Genomic DNA, 15,774 nt, shown 5'->3' with positions numbered 1-15,774 from the left:
TCACGCCTCCCCAGCCTCGTCGGTCGCCTGCGGCGACCGACTCCCTCGCGGTCTCCTCGCGGTCGCCGGTGGCGACCGCTCGGAGGCGCGCCACCGTGATTCCTTAAATAGTCGACCGCGAACCCGTCTACTCCTCTTCTTCGAGGATCTCGCCGGCCTCGGTGCGCTCCGTCTCGTCGGTGTCGGCGCGCCGTCGGACGTCGACGCGGTAGTCCGTGAGGATGTCGCGGCCGAGGAGGAGCGGGTACTCCATGTGGCCGCGGTCCTCGACGCTGGCGGTGACGGTGTGCTGGTTCCCGCCGATACCGATCACGAGGTCGACGACGGGGCGGGCCTTCCCGCCCTTCACGCTGCCCGACTTCACGCGCGTCATGCTCTTGATCGGGCCGGCGCCGATCTCGGCGGCGAGCTGGGTGTCGATGCTCGTCCGGGTCGCGCCCGTGTCGGACTTCGCGAGCGCCTGCGTGGAGCCGGAGGTGCCGGTGACGACGACCTCCTCGATGTAGCCGATGTCGGGCTGTTCGGTCGGGCTCGGCTTCGGGGCGGGCGCGCAGGAGGGCCGCGAGTCGTCGAGCGTGGCCGCGATGCGCTCGACCTCGTCGTCGTCGACCTCGCCGCCGACCGTCTCGATAGCGAGCCGCGCGATGTGGGGGGCGGGGCTCGTGCCGGTCGCCTCGTAGAGCCCTTTGAACCCGGCCGTCGGGTTCACTTCGAGGACGTACCAGCCGTCGTACCCCTCGACGAGGTCGACCCCGGCGTAGTCGAGGTCCATCACGTCGGCCGCGTACAGCGCGGTCTCGGCGGCCTCCTCGGGGATGTCGTCGGTGGCGTCCTCGACCGCGCCGCCGAGCGCGACGTTGGTGCGCCAGTCGCCCTCGGGCGCGTAGCGGTACATCGAGCCGACGATCTCGTCGCCGACGATGTACACGCGCAGGTCGCGGTGCTCCTCGTCGTCGCGGTCGATGAGCTTCTGGAGGAACGCCTGTCGGTTGCCCACCTTCGGGTTCACCCGCTCGGTGAGGTCGACCTTCCACGTGCCGCCGCCGTGCGTCCCGATCGCGGTCTTGTAGACGCCGACCTCGCCGAAGCGCTCGCGCCCCTCGTTGAGCCGGTCGTTCGAGAGTGCGAGCAGCGCGTCGGGCACGCGGATGTTCCAGTCCGCGAGCGTCGCCGCCGTCGCGAACTTGTGGATCGACGCGAGCACGGCGTTCGGCTCGTTCAGCATCGGCCTGATGCGCTCGAACGTCGTCGCCAGCCCGAGCAGTTCGGCGGGCTGGTCGGTGTTCGACAACAGCAGGCGGTTCGCGATGACATCGACGGCGGGCTCCACCGAGACGTCGCCGTCCTCGACGCTGATCGCGGCGTTTTCCTCGCGGAGCCAGACGGGCTCGTGCCCCAGGTCTTCGACCGCGTTGCAGATCGCCTTCGTTTCCTTGCTGTTGTGCAGCGACAGCACTCCCACCCGGACCGGGTCCGAACTCATGCCCACACCTGCGTGGCCCCGGGTAAAAGGTCGCCCGATCGGTGAGGGTCGGCGGCGACAGGGCGAAGACATCGACCGGGGACGCGCACGGTTATTGCTCCGGCGACCGAACGCGGACGCGTGAGCGCTATCGTCAGGGCGTTCGCTCGACGCCGCGCGAGGGTGTTCTGCACCGCACGTCGCGCCGACGGCGGTGGGACCGCCGACGCGCTCGAGGCCCTCGTCGGCGAGGTGCGCGCGGACGAGACCGACCCGGCGGAGAGCGCGCGACGCGTGCTCCGAGGGGCGGCCCCGAGCGGCGGCTTCGAACTCGTCCGCGGCGGCGAACCGCTGTCGGTCTCGGACGGGGCGACCGACCGGACCGTGTACCCGTTCCTGTTCGAGGGCGCCGGCGGCGCGGGCGACGACGCGGCGGCCGACCCGATGGCCGTCGACGGCGAGTGGCTGTCGCCGACGGCGTTCCTCACGCGCGAGGCGGCGCCGCGGCTGTGGGAGAGCTACCGCCGCGTCGCGCCCGACGTCGACCTGCTCCGGACCGACGAGACGCACGGCGCCGCGTGGCTCTCCGTCCGGGCGCTGGAGGTGGTCCGCGACACGGCCGGCGCGGTCGCGTTCGGCGCCCTGGACGGCGGGGTCGAGCGGATCGCGGACCGTGCTCGCGTGCTCCGCCGCGCCCGCCCGAGCATGGTCGTCGTTCGGAACCGGGTCGACCGGGCGATGATCGGCTCGGACCGGACCCCCGAAGCGATCCACGACCGCGCCGTCGACGCGCTCGACGACGCGCTCGACGCGGACCGCGAAGCCGCAGAGCGGGCCGCGGCCGCGCTCGCGGACGCGTCCGGGAAGACGGCGACGCTGTCGCGGTCCGGAACCGTCGCGCACACGCTGCGTCGGGTCGGGCGCCCGGTCGTCGTCGGCGAGTCCCGACCGAGCCGCGAGGGGGTGGCCGCCGCGGAGGGCCTCGCCGCCGCCGGCGTCGACGTCACGCTCGCGACCGACGCCGCGCTCCCCGGTCTCGTTCGTGAGAGTGAGGTGGGGTGCGTCCTGCTCGGCGCCGACCGGGTCCTGCCCGGCGGCGACGTCGCGAACAAGGTCGGGTCGTACCCGCTCGCGCTGGCGGCGGCCGAGGCCGCGGTCCCGGTGTACGTCGTCGCCGCCGCCGACAAGATCGCGACGGCCGACGAGGTCGTTCGGGAGTCGGGCGACGCGGCGACGGTGTACGACGGCGACCGCCCGATCGGCGTCGCGAACCCGATCTTCGAGCGCGTTCCGGGGGATCTGTTGACCGGGGTGATAACCGAGGACGGCCCGCTGGATCGGGCGGCGATCGCGGAGCGGGCGCGGGAGCACGCGTCGCGGGCCGAGTGGGTGACCCGACGGGGCCCGTGACCGGAGACCGCCGGTCCGGCCGCGGGGCGACCGGGTCGTCATATATATACCCCCCGCCCTGCTCCCTCGTGACATGAGCGACGATCGGATGTTCACGTACAACGGCGGCGCGGTGCCGCCGGGCGAGACGCAGAACATCCGCTACGGGATCAGCGAGACCTACCTCGGCGACCCGGTTCGGATCCCAGTGACGATCGTCAACGGCGAGCGCGACGGGCCGACGGTGTTCCTCACGGCGGCCGCGCACGGCGACGAGCTCAACGGGATCGAAGTGGTGCGCGAGGTCGCACACGACTGGGACCTCTCGTCGCTGTGCGGCACCCTCGTCTGCCTCCCCGTCCTCAACGTCCCCGGATTCATCGCACAGCAGCGGTACCTCCCGGTGTACGACCGGGACCTCAACCGCTCGTTCCCTGGCGAGCCCGGCTCGACGAGCTCGAAGCGGATGGCGAACCAGATATACTCCAACTTCATCGAGCCCTGCGACTTCGGGCTCGACTTCCACACCTCCACGCGGGGCCGGACCAACATGCTCCACGTCCGCGCGGACATGGCCGACGCCGGCGTGCACCGCCTCGCGATGGCGTTCGGCTCGAAGGTGATCATCGACAGCGACGGGGCGACCGGCACCCTCCGCGGCGAGGCGACGGCCGCCGAGATCCCCACGATCACGATCGAGATGGGCGAGGCCCACCGCTTCCAGCGCCCGCTCATCGACGACGCCCTCGACGGCGTGCGCTCCGTCTTCGCCGAGTACGGACTGCTCGAGACCGACACGGTGCGGTGGCCCGGCTGGCGGACCATCGTCGCCGGCGCGGGCGAGAAGACGTGGCTCCGCGCCGACTCCGGCGGCATCGTCGACACCCACTTCGAGAGCGGGTCGCTCGTCCGCGAGGGCGACCGGATAGCGACGATCACCAACCCGTTCAAGGAGGACGCGGTCGGGGTCGAAGCCCCCTTCACCGGACTCCTCATCGGACTCTTGGAGAACCCCGTCGTCTACCCCGGCAACCCCCTCTGCCACCTCGTCGAGATCGACGAGGCGGTCCGCCGCGCGATCGAGACCGGGGACTCGCCGACCCCGGTGGGGCAGCCGGAGTCGTCTGAGCCGTCGGAGCCGGCGGACTGAACCGTCGGAGCCGAGGGAGCCGGCGGACTGAACCGTCGGAGCCGAGGGAGCCGGCGGACTGAACCGTCTGAATCAGCGGACTGGGCCGCCTGACGACGCGGTCACGTCACGGTTGTCCCACCGAGCCGTCCGCGGTACGCGACCGCGACGGCGGCGACGACCGCGAAGAAGCCCGCGAGGAACGCGACCGGCTGGAGGAGGACCCGCTGGGCGACCACCGCCCCCGGCTCGCGCGCGACGGTCCGCGTCCAGAACTCGTAGCGCTCGCCTCGGTAGTCGACGATCACCAGCCCGTCGCCGAGCGTCGGCTCAGCGGGGTACGACAGCGAGTCGACGCGGGCGTCCGGTTCCCCGACGCCGAACCCGCCCTCGGCCTCGCGAGCGCGGTCGAACGCCTCTCGGGCCTCGGGGGTGAGGTCGCCGTAGTCGACGACGTCGCCGTCGCTCAGCCCCTCGGCGTCCACCCCGGAATCGGCCACCGACGACCCGCCTTGGACCGGCTGCACCGTATGGGTGTACGCCGGATCGGGTTCGCCGACGGCCACGGGGAGGTACAGCGGGTTCGCCATCAGGAGGACGCCGACCGCGAGGAGGCCGGCGGCCGCGAGGCGGGATACCATTCGTGACTCCCTTCGGCCGGGCCGGGCTTGAGGGTTTCCGCGCTCGCCGTCCGTCGGAACGGCGGATCCGCGGGAACGCTTTTGCCGTCGACGTGACAATCGCAACGTGTCCGGACCAGATCCGGACGGGTGATCACATGAGCGAGCTCAGACTATCGAGTACGGCGTTCGGTGACGGCGAGCGCATCCCCGAGGAGTACGGCTACGCGGAGCGGAACGTGAACCCGCCGCTGCGGATAGACGGCGTCCCCGACGAAGCGGCGGCGCTCGTGCTCATCGTCGACGACCCGGACGCGAAGGAGCCGGCGGGAACGGTGTGGGACCACTGGCTGGTCTGGGACATCGACCCCGGTCGCGAGGCGATCCCCGAAGGCTGGTCGCCGACGGCGGCGACCGAGGGGCAGAACGATTTCGGCGAGCACGGCTACGGCGGGCCGAATCCACCGGACCGCGAGCACACCTACCGGTTCCGGCTCTACGCGGTCGACGAGCCGATCGGCCTCCCGCCGTCCGCCGACAGGGAGGACCTCATCGACGCGATGACCGGGCGGATCGTCGCCAAGGCCCGGATCGAGGGGACGTATCCGCCGTGACGGGCGACGGCGGGCGTCGGAGCCGCAGCGACCTCGCGACCGAGTCCTATATTCCGTCGCGGGCGAACCACCGACCATGACCGAGGACCTCGACACGCCGGTGCTGGACAACCACCTCCACCTCGACCCGCGCCACGGGCGCGGGATCGACGCCGTCGAGGACTTCGTCCGGCTCGGCGGCACCCACCTGCTCGTCGTGAACAAACCCTCGTGGCACCTCGGCGTCGAGCCCGACGAGCCGGCCGACTTCCGGCCCGTCTTCGAGGAGACGCTCGACGCGGTCGCGGCCGCGACCGAGGTCCTCCCGGGCCGCGCCTGGCCCGTCCTCGGCGTCCATCCGGGCCTGATCAGCCGGTTGGTCGACGAACGCGGCTTCGCGCCCGAGGCGGCCCGCCACCTCATGCAGGGCGGCCTGGAGGTCGCGAGCGAGTTCGTCGCCGACGGGCGGGCGCTCGCGCTGAAGTCGGGCCGCCCGCACTACGACGTGAGCGACGCGGTCTGGGACGCCTCGAACGCGGTCACCCGCCGCGCGTTCGAACTCGGCGCCGCGCTCGACTGCGCCGTGCAGCTCCACACCGAGGCCAGCGAGGACCTCACCGACCTGGCCGCCGTCGCCGAGGAGTCCGGACTCGACCCGACGAACGTCGTGAAACACTACGCCGAAGGGCGACTCGCGGGCCCGACTCCGAGCGTGATGAGCGAGAAGGACCGGCTGGAGCGCGCCGCCGACTCCGGCGAGCCGTTCCTGATGGAGACCGACTTCGTCGACGACCCCGAGAAGCCGGGGATGGTGATGGGCCCGAAGACCGTCCCGCGCCGCGTCCGCTGGATGTTAGGGGAGGGGTACGACGAGGCGGTCCGCCGCGCGCACGTCGAGACGCCCGAGGCGGTGTACGGGATCGACACCGAGGCGACCCTAGAGGGACCGACGCCGTGAGCGACGCCGCCGCGGCCGCCCGCGCCGCGCCGCCCGAAGTCCTGTTCACTGGCTTCCCCGGGTTCCTCGGGTCGGCGCTCCTCGAGCGGGTCCTCGCCCGCGGCGACGGCCCGGTCGCCTGTCTGATCCAGCCGCGGTACCGCGACCTCGCCGAGCGGCGCGCCCGGGAGATCGTCGCTGCGGTCGGCGGCGACGCGCCCGGGAACGACGACGTGCCCGGCAGCGACCCCCGCGCCTCGGCCGTCCACCTCTACGAGGGCGACCTCACGGAGCCGAACCTCGGGCTCGGGTCGGCGCTCGACGACCCGGAGCTGCTGGGTGGCGTCGACGAGCTGTACCACCTCGCGGCCGTCTACGACCTGAGCGTCGACGCCGACCTCGCCGAGGCCGTGAACGTCCGCGGGACCGAGCGCGTCCTCGACGCGGCCGAGCGGCTCGACGTCGACCGCCTCCACTACGTGAGCACGTGTTACGTCAGCGGCCGGTACGACGGCGTCTTCACCGCCGACCGCCTCCGCGAGGGCCAGTCGTTCAACAACCACTACGAGGCGTCGAAGTACCGGGCGGAAGTCGCGGTGCGCGAGCGGATGGGCGACGGGCTCCCGGCGACCGTCTACCGCCCGGCGATAGCGGTCGGCGACAGCGAGACCGGCGAGACCGACAAGCTCGACGGGCCGTACAACCTCCTCCGACTGCTCTTCGCGCAGCCGAAACGGCTCGCGGTCGCGTTCTCGGTTCCGGGCGCGGCCGAGACCGAACTGAACGTCGTGCCGCGCGACTACGTCGTCGACGCGATCGCGGCGCTGAGCGCCCGACCGGAGACGGTCGGCGAGACGTTCCAGCTCTGCGACCCGGACCCGCTGACGGTCCCGGCGTTCGTCGCGGCGCTGAGCGACGCCGCCGACCGCCGGACGGTGAGCGTCCCGATCCCGAAGCGGGCGGCGAAGGCCGCGGCCCGCCTGCTCTCGGCCGCGGGGGTCGCCGTCGAGCCGGCGACGATCGACTACCTCGACCACCCGACCCGCTACCGCTGTCCGAACGCCGAAGAGGCGCTGGCCGGGACCGGAGTTTCGGTCCCGCCGTTCGAGTCGTACGTCGACCGCCTCGTGGCGTTCGCCCGGGAGAACCCGTCGGTCGGCGACGATCCGATGACGTGACGGGCACGTCGAGCGCTCCGCACCAGAGAGCGCGAGCCGCTGGCGCGGCCGGGACGCGACCCGAACGCGGGACGGGAGCGCCGATCCCCCGAATCCCGCCGCCGAGCGGGTGAGACGCCCTCTCTCGCGGCGATCGATAGGAAAGGCATTTGAGTAGTCCGGGCGACGTACCGCACATGACCGACGACGACGCCGTCGAAACGTTCTATACCGACGACCGCTGGCAGAACTGGCTCGACCGGCTGGAGGAGGAGGACCTCGACCCCGAGAACGAGGACTCTGCGCGGCTCCTGTTGAACCTCCAAGACGACGCGGCGATCGCCGTCGTGAAGGTGCTCGCGGCGCTCGACGAGGACCGCATCGACGAGGACCGCGCGGTCGAGGAGATCCGGGGCGTGCGCGACATCGTCCTCGCCGACGTCGACTTCGACGACGAGGACAAGGTGATGCTGATCGACGGCGTCCAGACCTCGCTCGTCCCCGTCTTCTACGCGGCCGAGGAGTACGTCGTCGGCGGCGTCGTCGAGGGCGACGTGACCGAGTTCGTTCGCGCCGCGGCCGAGGCCGAGGCCGAGGACGACCTCGACGCCGCGCTCGGCTACGTCGTGCAGGCCGGCACCCGCGTCATCGACGGCGAGACGCTCGACATCGACGTCGTCGAGGACCTGGAGTACGGTCTCGTCTCCGAGTGGGTCAACGGGCTCGACTCCCTGCAGTCCGCGATCGAGGACCCGGAAGTCGTCGAGGAAGAGGACTGAGCTCGGCGGCGGACGACGGCCCCGTCCGAGATGAACCGTTTTGAACCCGCGCGACGTTAGCGAGGTATGGCGCTCCCCGCGGCCGAGATCGCGATCGTCCTGCTCGTGATCTGGACGGTCAGCTCGTTCCTCCCGCTCGTGCCGAGCGGCGTCCTCGCGGCGCTGACCGTCGTCGGCTACGCGTACACCACCGGCTTCGCCGAGCCGGGGCTCGGCGTTCTCCTCGGGCTCGTCCTCGTCTCGCTCCTGGCCTCCGCGGTGGAGCTCGTCTCGGGGATGGTCTCGGGACGGCTCGGCGGCGCGTCGACGCGGACCATCGCCCTCGGCACGGCGGTCGGCGTCGTGTTGCTGTTCGTGATGGGCCCGATCGGCCTCGTCGTCGGGCTGGGCGGCACCGTCTTCCTCGACGGCCTCTACGAGCACCCCGGCGAGACCCGCGTCGCCGTTCGGCGGTCGGCCTACGCGGTGATCGGCGTCTTCGCCGGCCCCTTCGTACAGGCGGTCATGCTGGCCGGCGTCACCGCGGCGTTCGCGCTCTCGGTCCTCTGAGAGCGGCCCGGAACGGGGTCGCGAGGCGCCGCGCCGTCACCCAGCGGTCTCGGCCTCCGGTCCGTCACGCCGCGACCGCGAACAGCAGCAGGCTATGTGAATATGTCTTTGATACGACTCAGTTACCGTCAGAGTCGAGGCTGAGTCTCATACTGTGACATCTAACCACCAACGTAATTATCTTGTACCTCAGTTCCAGCCACCCATGCATAAAAGTATTTAAAAATTGTAATTTTTCGAATCTAGTTCGGTTTTTGTAGATTATCTTGGATAGAATTTATTAGTTTCACCGTGGTTGCGGGATTTTTAATACCGTCCACACGGTACAGGATGTTGTTAGCTCGGGACCAACCTCGAACTACCCACTGTGGAGCCAGCCTAGTAAGCACGGTTCTCCTGGTGGGCCACCAGACAGCGCCTGCTATGTCCAAAGACAACAACGACGACACAAACGACGTATCGCCCCCACAAGAGCCAGCTGCTACCCCGCTGTTCTCAGCGGCAGATCTCGATATTGGTGACTATCCAGTCGTCCACATTCCACAGAACCGCCTGTTCATCCTTCAGGAGTACGCTCGTCGAATCGCTGGCGCTTCAAGCGGGTCTGTAGAGAACCACCGAAAGGGTAAGATCGGTGAAGATGCTGTCGCCAAACCGCTCGGTGTCCGAGACTCTATCAACCTCGAAGTTTACGCTGATGGTGGAGACGGGGGCGTTGACCTCCAGCACCGTGGGGCGAGCATTGATGTGAAGACAGTCGGTCAGCATCGCTCTGATCCTTCGCTAACTGTGGATGCCTACGAGCAACTACGAGCCGACTACTACGTCCTTGCATCACGAATTAGTGAGACGGATGTTCGTCTCATCGGATATGCCCCTCGTAAGTTCGTTGCGAATGCACCTGTCCGAAGTCACGAGGGTAGTAACTACCACTTCGTCGAACAGGACTATCTGTTTCCGTTTCCGCGGTCAATCTGAATACTGAATTGAGGTAGTAGTTCAGTATACCAGTCGCTATGGGGTGCAAGGTGGCGTCCGACACAATTTGGTCGGAGCCAGCCTAGTAAGCATTCTTCTGTTACTACTACAGCGTATTATATTTGTCCACGTGGACAAGCGGTTCGAAGGAGTCGTCTTTATTCTGTGGTCAGTGAGAGGGCTACAGAGATAATTTTATGAAGTTCTTTTTCGAGGCGAATAAATCCCCTCGGAGATGATTGGAATCTCACAAAGACGGAGTGACACTAGTGATTGATCGTATCTCAACTATTGAGCTTTGAGGATAGCCGAGAAGTAAACAGTCAATCTGTCATTACCAGATGTTTCCGCCCGTCAACTGGATGTCAATGGAAGCGACTGGTTGAATCAACTGACTATTTGTCTACACAGCGTCAACCAGCTATTGCAAACAGCAGCAGGTTGTGCGCCGCCGGCCCGAGCCCGACGGCGGCGACGAAGCCGAGCAGGAGGTATCCCTCCGACGGGCGGTCTCGAACGTACTCCGCGAACAGCCAGACCACGGCGCTCGCGACCGCGAGCTTCACCAGCAGGAACACCCACCCCTCGCCGAGCACCGGGACCGGGGGGATCCCGCCGAGTTCGAGAAGTATCCGGGAGACGGGCGTGCGTTCGCCGAAGCCGAGTTGGGTCGTGCCCACCGCGGTCGAGACGCCGTCGAGCGCGTGGCCGAACACCGCGAGCGCGCCGACCGCGCCGGTGACCGCGGTCTCGGGGCGCAGGCGCGTCAGACCGACCCAGACCGCGGCGGCGATCGGGACGGTCGCCGCCAGCGAGACGGTCGACCACCGCGCGCCGGCCGGGGATACTCCGGTCGCGAGCGCGGCCCCGACGACCGGAGCGAGGAGGAGCGCGCCCGCGGCGGCGAGGAGCGTCGGGACGCGTTCGGGCTGGGCGGTCGCCAGCGCGAGCCACGTCGCGCCCGCGAGCGACCCCACCGTGAGGTAGACGGTTGGGGAGCCGGCGAGCGGCGCGAGCGCGCGCGGGAGCGCGCCGACGACGTAGAGCACGTGGGCCGCGGAGCCGAGCGCCATCCACGGCGCGAGCGCGAGCACGTGGCGCCCGGTGACTCGCGGGGGGCGCCGCCGGAGCGCGACGCCGACCGCGCCGGCCGCGAGCAGGACGGCGACGAGGTACGGGAGCGGTGGGAGGGTCGTGCCCGCGGGGAGGAACGGGATCGCGCCGGCCATCAGACGGACAGGACCGGCTGGCTCGCGTAGAGGAGGACGTACTCGGCGGCCTTCCCCAGCACCTCGCCCGGGTCGCCGGAGACGGGCTCGCGCGGGACGACGATGAAGTCGGACTCCAGCTCCTCGGCGGTGTCGAGGACGACGCTGCCGGGGTGAACCGTCTTCACCGACGTCGAGAAGCCGGCCGCGACGGAGTTGCTGTGGGGCACCCCGGCGGACTCCGCGCGCCGCGCGACGGAGTCCGTGAACGCCTCGGTGTCGTCGGCGACGTCGCTCTCGTCGATGACGCCGTGGTCGATCGCGCGGACCACGTCCTCGTCTAACACGTACAGGGCGTGGACGCTCGCGCCGTACTCGGCGGCGACCGCGATCGCGTAGTCGACCGCCTCGTGGGACTCCTCGCTCCCGTCGACGGGAACGAGGACGAGGTCGATATCGAGATCGGTCATACGCGGGACGTCGTCGGGGGAGTTCAAAAAGCCCGCCCCATGCGGTCGGCGCGCCGGAGCCGACGACGGCGTCGGCGGAGCGGGGCTCAGAAGCCGGAGAGCTCGCGCTGCGGCGCCTCGCGCCGCTCGTCCGGGGGCACGTTCGTCGCGACGATCTCGTCGACCGCGTCCCGGTTGTCCGCGTCGCTGTTGATCGCGCGGGTCGCGTCCTCCAGCTCGACGCGGAACCCCGCGTCGGCGTACGGCCCCTCCATCACGCCGCTGTTGCTCACCACGACCCGGACCCCCGCCTCGTCCAGTTCGCTCGCGACGTCGAGAAGCCGGCGCTGGTCCTCGCGGTCGAACCCCTCGGCGCTGTACTCGTTGAAGCTCGCGGTCGCGCTCATCGGCTCGTACGGCGGGTCGAAGTAGACGAGGTCGCCGGGATCGGCGACGTCGAGGACGTAGGCGAAGTCGCCGTTGCGGAGCGTCGCGTCCGCGAGCACGTCGCTCGCGCGGCGGATCCGGTCCCGCTGGACCCAGTCCGGATTCGCGTACCGACCGATCGGGACGTTGAAGCCGCCGTCGGCGTTCTCGCGGTAAAGGCCGTTGTAGCAGGTCCGGTTGAGGTACAGCAGGAGGGCGGCCTCCTCCAGCGGGTCGAACGACCCCTCGTAGGGGCGCCGGTTGAACCGCGCTCGCTGCTGGTAGTAGTAGCACTCCACGTCGTGACCGCGTGGAGTCTCCTCTGCGAACGGGATCGACGGGTCCGGGTCGGCCTCTGGGTCGTCGAACGGCTCCAGCCGCTCGATCAGCGCTTCCGGTTCGTCGCGCACCCGCTCGTAGAAGTTGATCAGCCGCGGGTTCGCGTCGTTAATCGTCGCGTCATCGGGCTCCAGGTCGAAGAAGAGCGCGCCGCCGCCGACGAACGGCTCGTGGTAGCGGCCGTACGAGGCCGGGAACCGAGCGTACAGCTCGTCGAGCAGCTGGCGCTTGCCGCCGGCCCACTTCAGGATCGGCTCGGCCATGCGATGTCGAGACTCCCCCGCGGCGGCGTATAAACGTCTCGGGCTCGGTCGTCGGGGTACTCGCCGCCGGATTCAGTCGTCGGCGGGCTCGACGTCGGGGTTCGGGAGGTCGGCGACGTGGGCGGCGGCCTCCTCGAAGTTCGGCCCCGGCGCGATCGTTCCGGCCTCGCGGTCCCACTCGATGTACCCGGCCTCCTCCAACGCTGGGAGGTGGCTCTCGACGAGCTCGTCGGCGATCTCGTCCGACCGGCCGCGGACGCGGAGGTCCGCGACCGTCGCGACAGTTCCGTCGAAGAGCCCGGCGATCGTCCGCCGCGCCTGCGCCGCGTCGAGCACCGTCGGCCGACCAGAGGAGGTATCGTGTGTCGTTGACATCGCTGTTCGTATCTGTAGATGAACGCGAGGCGAAATAAAAGTACGGGCGGTGGGGCGACAGGCGAGGGAGGCGAACGACGGAGACCGGGCCGGAGACCCGTCTCGGAGGGTGGAGAGCCGGCCCCGTGACTTACCGCACCCGCAGGGTCCGGTGTAGCGTGTAGCCGGCGATCACGAGGAACACGAACGGGCGCCCCGTGAGCGGGTGCGCCAGCAGCGACCCGGTCGCGAGGACGAGGTACCCCTTGCCCGGCGGCGACCACGGGGTCCGGTCCCGCATCGCCGCCAGTTCGGCGGCGAACGCGTAGAGGAAGCCGCCCGCGACGGGGATCCACAGCGCCGCCGCCAGGAGGGTCCCGAGCGACGTGCCCGCGACCGCGCCGACCGAGCGGGGCAGCCACCCGACCGCGGTCGCGTACTCCGGGTCCGTGAGCCCGCGGGCGACGACCGACGCCGGCAGGTACAGCGCCGCGACCGCGACCGTCGTCCAGAAGGGGACGTTCGAGCGCGACCGCGAGGCCGGCGATTTGACCATACGGAACCGCGGGGACCGCACGGGAGAAACCCTCCGGTTCCGGGCGCGGACCGAGCGTCACCGCCGCACCGACCGACCCGTTTCGGGTGGAAACGTTCCAGTTTCGATAGAGGTATACGAAACTGTGGCATGGTACTCGTTACACGGCGTTAACAATCGTTTGAAACGCTCTGAGCGAATGGTCTGTGGTACCAATACTCAGAAACTATACGTAATATGAAAGGTTTTTACTCCCGCGCGACCAACGGGTAGATATGCAACCGATGAACGGCGGATACACGGCGCGAGCGGTGATGGCCGGATCCGACAGCCCGCCCAACGGGGGCCTCGTCGTCTCGCTCGCGTTCCTGGCGCTGGTCGCGCTCCCGCTGGTGGTGGCCTCCTACCCGCTCGCCTCCGCGGGGCTGCTCGCCGGCGTCGTCGCGCTCGTCGCGCTGGGGCGCTCGCTCTCCCGCCACGTCGACCGCGGAACCGTCCGAACGATCAGCCTCCCCGGACTCGGCACGGTCGAGTACCGATTCACGCGAAGCTAACTCGTCGCCCCCGCTGTTTTCCCCCTCCAACTGTTCGGTCGAACGCCGACGCTACAGGCCGTACACGACGCGTTCACCCGTGTCCAGCCCGTTCGCGAGCGCGGCGTGGATCCGCCCCTCGCCGGCGACCCAGTCGCCGAGGAGGAACAGGTCCTCCCGCCGGGCGGAGTCGATCGGCCCGCGGTCGACGCCCGCCTCCGGGAGCGCGTAGCGCCACCCCTGGTGGTCGGTCCACGCCGGGTCGGCCAGCCGCTCGTCGCCCACGACTGAGGCGGCGTGCTCGGCGAGGTCGGCGACGTTCGCCGCGGGGTCGTCGTCGTAGCGCTCGGCGGACCACTCCGGACCCGCCTGAACGACCAGCAGCGTCTCGCCGTCCGGGACGTGCCCCGCCTTGCACTCCTCGCGTGAGATCCAGCCGACCGGGTGCTCTTTGTCCGTGTTGACGAGCCCGTAGTAGGGGACGTCGATCGCGAACGGGTAGTGGAGCACGGCGGACCACACCGACCGGTACGCCACGTCGCCCACGGCGTCGACGAGCGCCTCGCGGACCGGCGACTCCCACTCGGCGTCGCGGAGCAGCTCCGCGGTCTGCGGCGCCGGGGGATTGAGGAGCAGGACGTCGAACGGGCCCCACGTCTCCCCGTCGGCGTCGTCGACCTCCCAGCGGTCGTCGGCCCGTCGGACGGTCTCGACGCGCGTCCGGCGATGGACCGTCGCATCAGTTCGTCCGAAGAGCCGCTTGGCGATCTGGGTGAGGCCGCGTCGGTAGCTCCACTTGTGATCGTCGGCGTCGCGGCCGGGCGAGACCTCGCCGTCCGCGTCGAAGGTGTACACCGGCTCGGTGATGTCGACGAGCCCCTCGTCGTCGAGCCTCTCCGTCATCAGTTCGACGACGCGTTCGTCGTCGGACTTCAGATAGTTCGCGCCGTAGTCGTAGGTCAGGTCGTCGTGGCGACGTGTCGCCGCGCGGCCGCAGATGCCGCCGGACTTCTCGAGCACGGTCACGTCCGCGTCGGGCGCCGCTTCGTCGACGACGAACGCCGCGGCCGCCGCGCCCGCACCGGCGCCGACGATACCGATATCAGTCATAACAGTTGTAGGGGACGCGGTCACTTAACCCGTCGTCTCGCGGACCCGCGGGCGGAGCGCAGGGAATCGGGCCGAAAAGGGGAACGGCGAGAACGGGCGCGGTCAGTCGTCGGCGCCGACGACCATCACGGGCGCGGCGGCGCCGCGCTGGACCCGAGTGGGGAGCGTCTCCGGGTGGACGAGCCGGTCGAGCCCAGTGCGGCGCGCGGAGCCGACCACGATCAGGTCGGCGTCGTGGGCGGCGGCGAAGTCGAGCACCTCCTCGTGTGCCGTCCCGTACCGGAACCGCTTCTCGACGTCGACGCCGGCCGCCTCGCCGCGGGCCGCGGCGTCTTCGACGAGCGCCTCGCCCGTGCGCTCGCGGCGCTCGACGACCACGTCCCAGTGCTCTGTGGTGTCGACGACGTAGAGGGCGTCGACGGTCGCGCCGTGCGCGGCCGCGACGTCGAGGCCCGCGTCGACCGCGGCGCGGCCGGCCTCGTCGTCGCCGGTGACGACGAGCACGCGCTCGAAGAGGGACCCTCCCCGTGCAGTCCCTTCGGCGGTCGGAGCGGCGGGGTCGTCGGTGGCGGTCGGAGCGGCGGTGCCTGCGGCGTCGACGTCGGTGGAATCGATGTCGGCGGGGTCGGCGGCGTCGACGTCGGCGGTGTCGATGTCGGCGGTGTCGATGTCGGCGGACATGGTGGTGGTGCCGGATTTGCCCTTTCGGAGGCTCCGGTCGTGTTCGTGTTCACCTTGGAGCGTCCTTCTCTTAACAATTTTCGACAGTATAGACGATTATCATTATCTATCCGGTGACGAACTCCAAAGTTGATCCCGATTCGCGATGATCGATCCGGATTTATTCGACGTGCGTCCAAGTAACCGACGGCGAGTCGAAGCGGTTCACCGCGTCGGACCCCGCCGCGCTCCCAGACGCCTTCTCGCCGGACCTGACCTCGCTCCCAGACGCCTTCGCACCGAC

At 69.7% G+C, this 15,774-nt stretch carries 18 protein-coding genes; 9 read left to right on the top strand and 9 right to left on the bottom strand.

Going from position 1 to position 15,774, the window contains the following annotated elements; translation table 11 throughout:
- Nucleotides 1-127 precede the first annotated feature (127 nt).
- On the bottom strand, nt 128-1,483 hold the full coding sequence (locus DJ73_RS00825; RefSeq protein ID WP_176451048.1) for a RimK/LysX family protein: 1,356 nt from the start codon (nt 1,481-1,483) through the stop codon (nt 128-130).
- Nucleotides 1,484-1,603: 120 nt separating this feature from the next.
- On the opposite strand from DJ73_RS00825, the gene DJ73_RS00820 reads away from it, so the two are divergent.
- On the top strand, nt 1,604-2,872 hold the full coding sequence (locus tag DJ73_RS00820) for a hypothetical protein (protein ID WP_094557070.1): 1,269 nt from the start codon (nt 1,604-1,606) through the stop codon (nt 2,870-2,872).
- Between the two features lie 73 nt (nt 2,873-2,945).
- Nucleotides 2,946-4,001, top strand: a complete 1,056-nt coding sequence (locus DJ73_RS00815) for a succinylglutamate desuccinylase/aspartoacylase family protein (protein ID WP_094557069.1) — start codon at nt 2,946-2,948, stop codon at nt 3,999-4,001.
- Between the two features lie 101 nt (nt 4,002-4,102).
- Here the strand turns inward: DJ73_RS00815 and DJ73_RS00810 are convergent, their stop codons facing one another.
- Nucleotides 4,103-4,621, bottom strand: a complete 519-nt coding sequence (locus tag DJ73_RS00810; RefSeq protein WP_094526100.1) for a hypothetical protein — start codon at nt 4,619-4,621, stop codon at nt 4,103-4,105.
- Between the two features lie 137 nt (nt 4,622-4,758).
- Here DJ73_RS00810 and DJ73_RS00805 point away from each other — a divergent pair, with 137 nt between their 5' ends.
- The 6 genes from DJ73_RS00805 (at nt 4,759) to DJ73_RS19535 (ending at nt 9,593) form a co-directional block, all read left to right on the top strand.
- Complete coding sequence (locus DJ73_RS00805) at nt 4,759-5,214, top strand: YbhB/YbcL family Raf kinase inhibitor-like protein (RefSeq protein WP_094522066.1); 456 nt, start codon at nt 4,759-4,761, stop codon at nt 5,212-5,214.
- 76 nt (nt 5,215-5,290) lie between these two features.
- A complete protein-coding gene (locus tag DJ73_RS00800) occupies nt 5,291-6,151 on the top strand; it encodes a TatD family hydrolase (RefSeq protein ID WP_094557068.1) in 861 nt (286 codons plus the stop codon).
- Complete coding sequence (locus DJ73_RS00795; RefSeq protein ID WP_094557067.1) at nt 6,148-7,308, top strand: SDR family oxidoreductase; 1,161 nt, start codon at nt 6,148-6,150, stop codon at nt 7,306-7,308. The genes DJ73_RS00800 and DJ73_RS00795 overlap by 4 nt, the downstream gene beginning before the upstream one ends.
- Before the next feature lie 176 nt (nt 7,309-7,484).
- The gene (locus DJ73_RS00790; protein ID WP_094526098.1) at nt 7,485-8,066 is read left to right on the top strand and encodes a DUF2150 family protein; all 582 of its coding nucleotides are present in this window, start codon (nt 7,485-7,487) and stop codon (nt 8,064-8,066) included.
- A 66-nt stretch (nt 8,067-8,132) separates the two neighbouring features.
- Complete coding sequence (locus DJ73_RS00785) at nt 8,133-8,615, top strand: DUF456 domain-containing protein (RefSeq protein ID WP_094557066.1); 483 nt, start codon at nt 8,133-8,135, stop codon at nt 8,613-8,615.
- A gap of 423 nt (nt 8,616-9,038) precedes the next feature.
- On the top strand, nt 9,039-9,593 hold the full coding sequence (locus DJ73_RS19535; protein WP_141212881.1) for a hypothetical protein: 555 nt from the start codon (nt 9,039-9,041) through the stop codon (nt 9,591-9,593).
- A gap of 413 nt (nt 9,594-10,006) precedes the next feature.
- On the opposite strand, the gene DJ73_RS00780 is transcribed toward DJ73_RS19535, so the two are convergent.
- The 5 genes from DJ73_RS00780 to DJ73_RS00760 all read right to left on the bottom strand — a co-directional run bounded on the left by DJ73_RS00780 (nt 10,007) and on the right by DJ73_RS00760 (nt 13,188).
- Nucleotides 10,007-10,822, bottom strand: a complete 816-nt coding sequence (locus DJ73_RS00780) for a DUF63 family protein (protein WP_094557065.1) — start codon at nt 10,820-10,822, stop codon at nt 10,007-10,009.
- Entirely contained in the window at nt 10,822-11,271 is a 450-nt protein-coding gene (locus DJ73_RS00775; protein ID WP_094526095.1) for a universal stress protein, read from the bottom strand. Before DJ73_RS00775 ends, DJ73_RS00780 begins: the two co-directional genes overlap by 1 nt.
- Nucleotides 11,272-11,357: 86 nt before the next feature.
- Nucleotides 11,358-12,278 (bottom strand): DNA adenine methylase, encoded by a 921-nt coding sequence (locus tag DJ73_RS00770; RefSeq protein WP_094557064.1) that lies wholly within the window; start codon nt 12,276-12,278, stop codon nt 11,358-11,360.
- 72 nt (nt 12,279-12,350) lie between these two features.
- On the bottom strand, nt 12,351-12,653 hold the full coding sequence (locus tag DJ73_RS00765) for a hypothetical protein (RefSeq protein ID WP_094523925.1): 303 nt from the start codon (nt 12,651-12,653) through the stop codon (nt 12,351-12,353).
- Nucleotides 12,654-12,783: 130 nt separating this feature from the next.
- Nucleotides 12,784-13,188, bottom strand: a complete 405-nt coding sequence (locus tag DJ73_RS00760) for an abortive infection protein (protein WP_094523926.1) — start codon at nt 13,186-13,188, stop codon at nt 12,784-12,786.
- A 263-nt stretch (nt 13,189-13,451) separates the two neighbouring features.
- Here DJ73_RS00760 and DJ73_RS00755 point away from each other — a divergent pair, with 263 nt between their 5' ends.
- On the top strand, nt 13,452-13,721 hold the full coding sequence (locus tag DJ73_RS00755) for a hypothetical protein (protein ID WP_176451049.1): 270 nt from the start codon (nt 13,452-13,454) through the stop codon (nt 13,719-13,721).
- Nucleotides 13,722-13,772: 51 nt separating this feature from the next.
- On the opposite strand, the gene DJ73_RS00750 is transcribed toward DJ73_RS00755, so the two are convergent.
- Nucleotides 13,773-14,810 carry an NAD(P)/FAD-dependent oxidoreductase gene (locus DJ73_RS00750; protein ID WP_094526093.1) on the bottom strand — a complete coding sequence of 346 codons (1,038 nt, stop codon included), beginning with the start codon at nt 14,808-14,810 and terminating at the stop codon, nt 13,773-13,775.
- Between the two features lie 102 nt (nt 14,811-14,912).
- Nucleotides 14,913-15,491 carry a universal stress protein gene (locus tag DJ73_RS00745; protein WP_094526092.1) on the bottom strand — a complete coding sequence of 193 codons (579 nt, stop codon included), beginning with the start codon at nt 15,489-15,491 and terminating at the stop codon, nt 14,913-14,915.
- Nucleotides 15,492-15,774: the final 283 nt, after the last annotated feature.

It is taken from the genome of Halorubrum sp. Ea1, assembly GCF_002252965.1.
Taxonomy (GTDB): domain Archaea; phylum Halobacteriota; class Halobacteria; order Halobacteriales; family Haloferacaceae; genus Halorubrum.
Note: the sequence above shows the minus strand (reverse complement) of the source record. Positions and strands in the feature narration are given on the sequence as shown.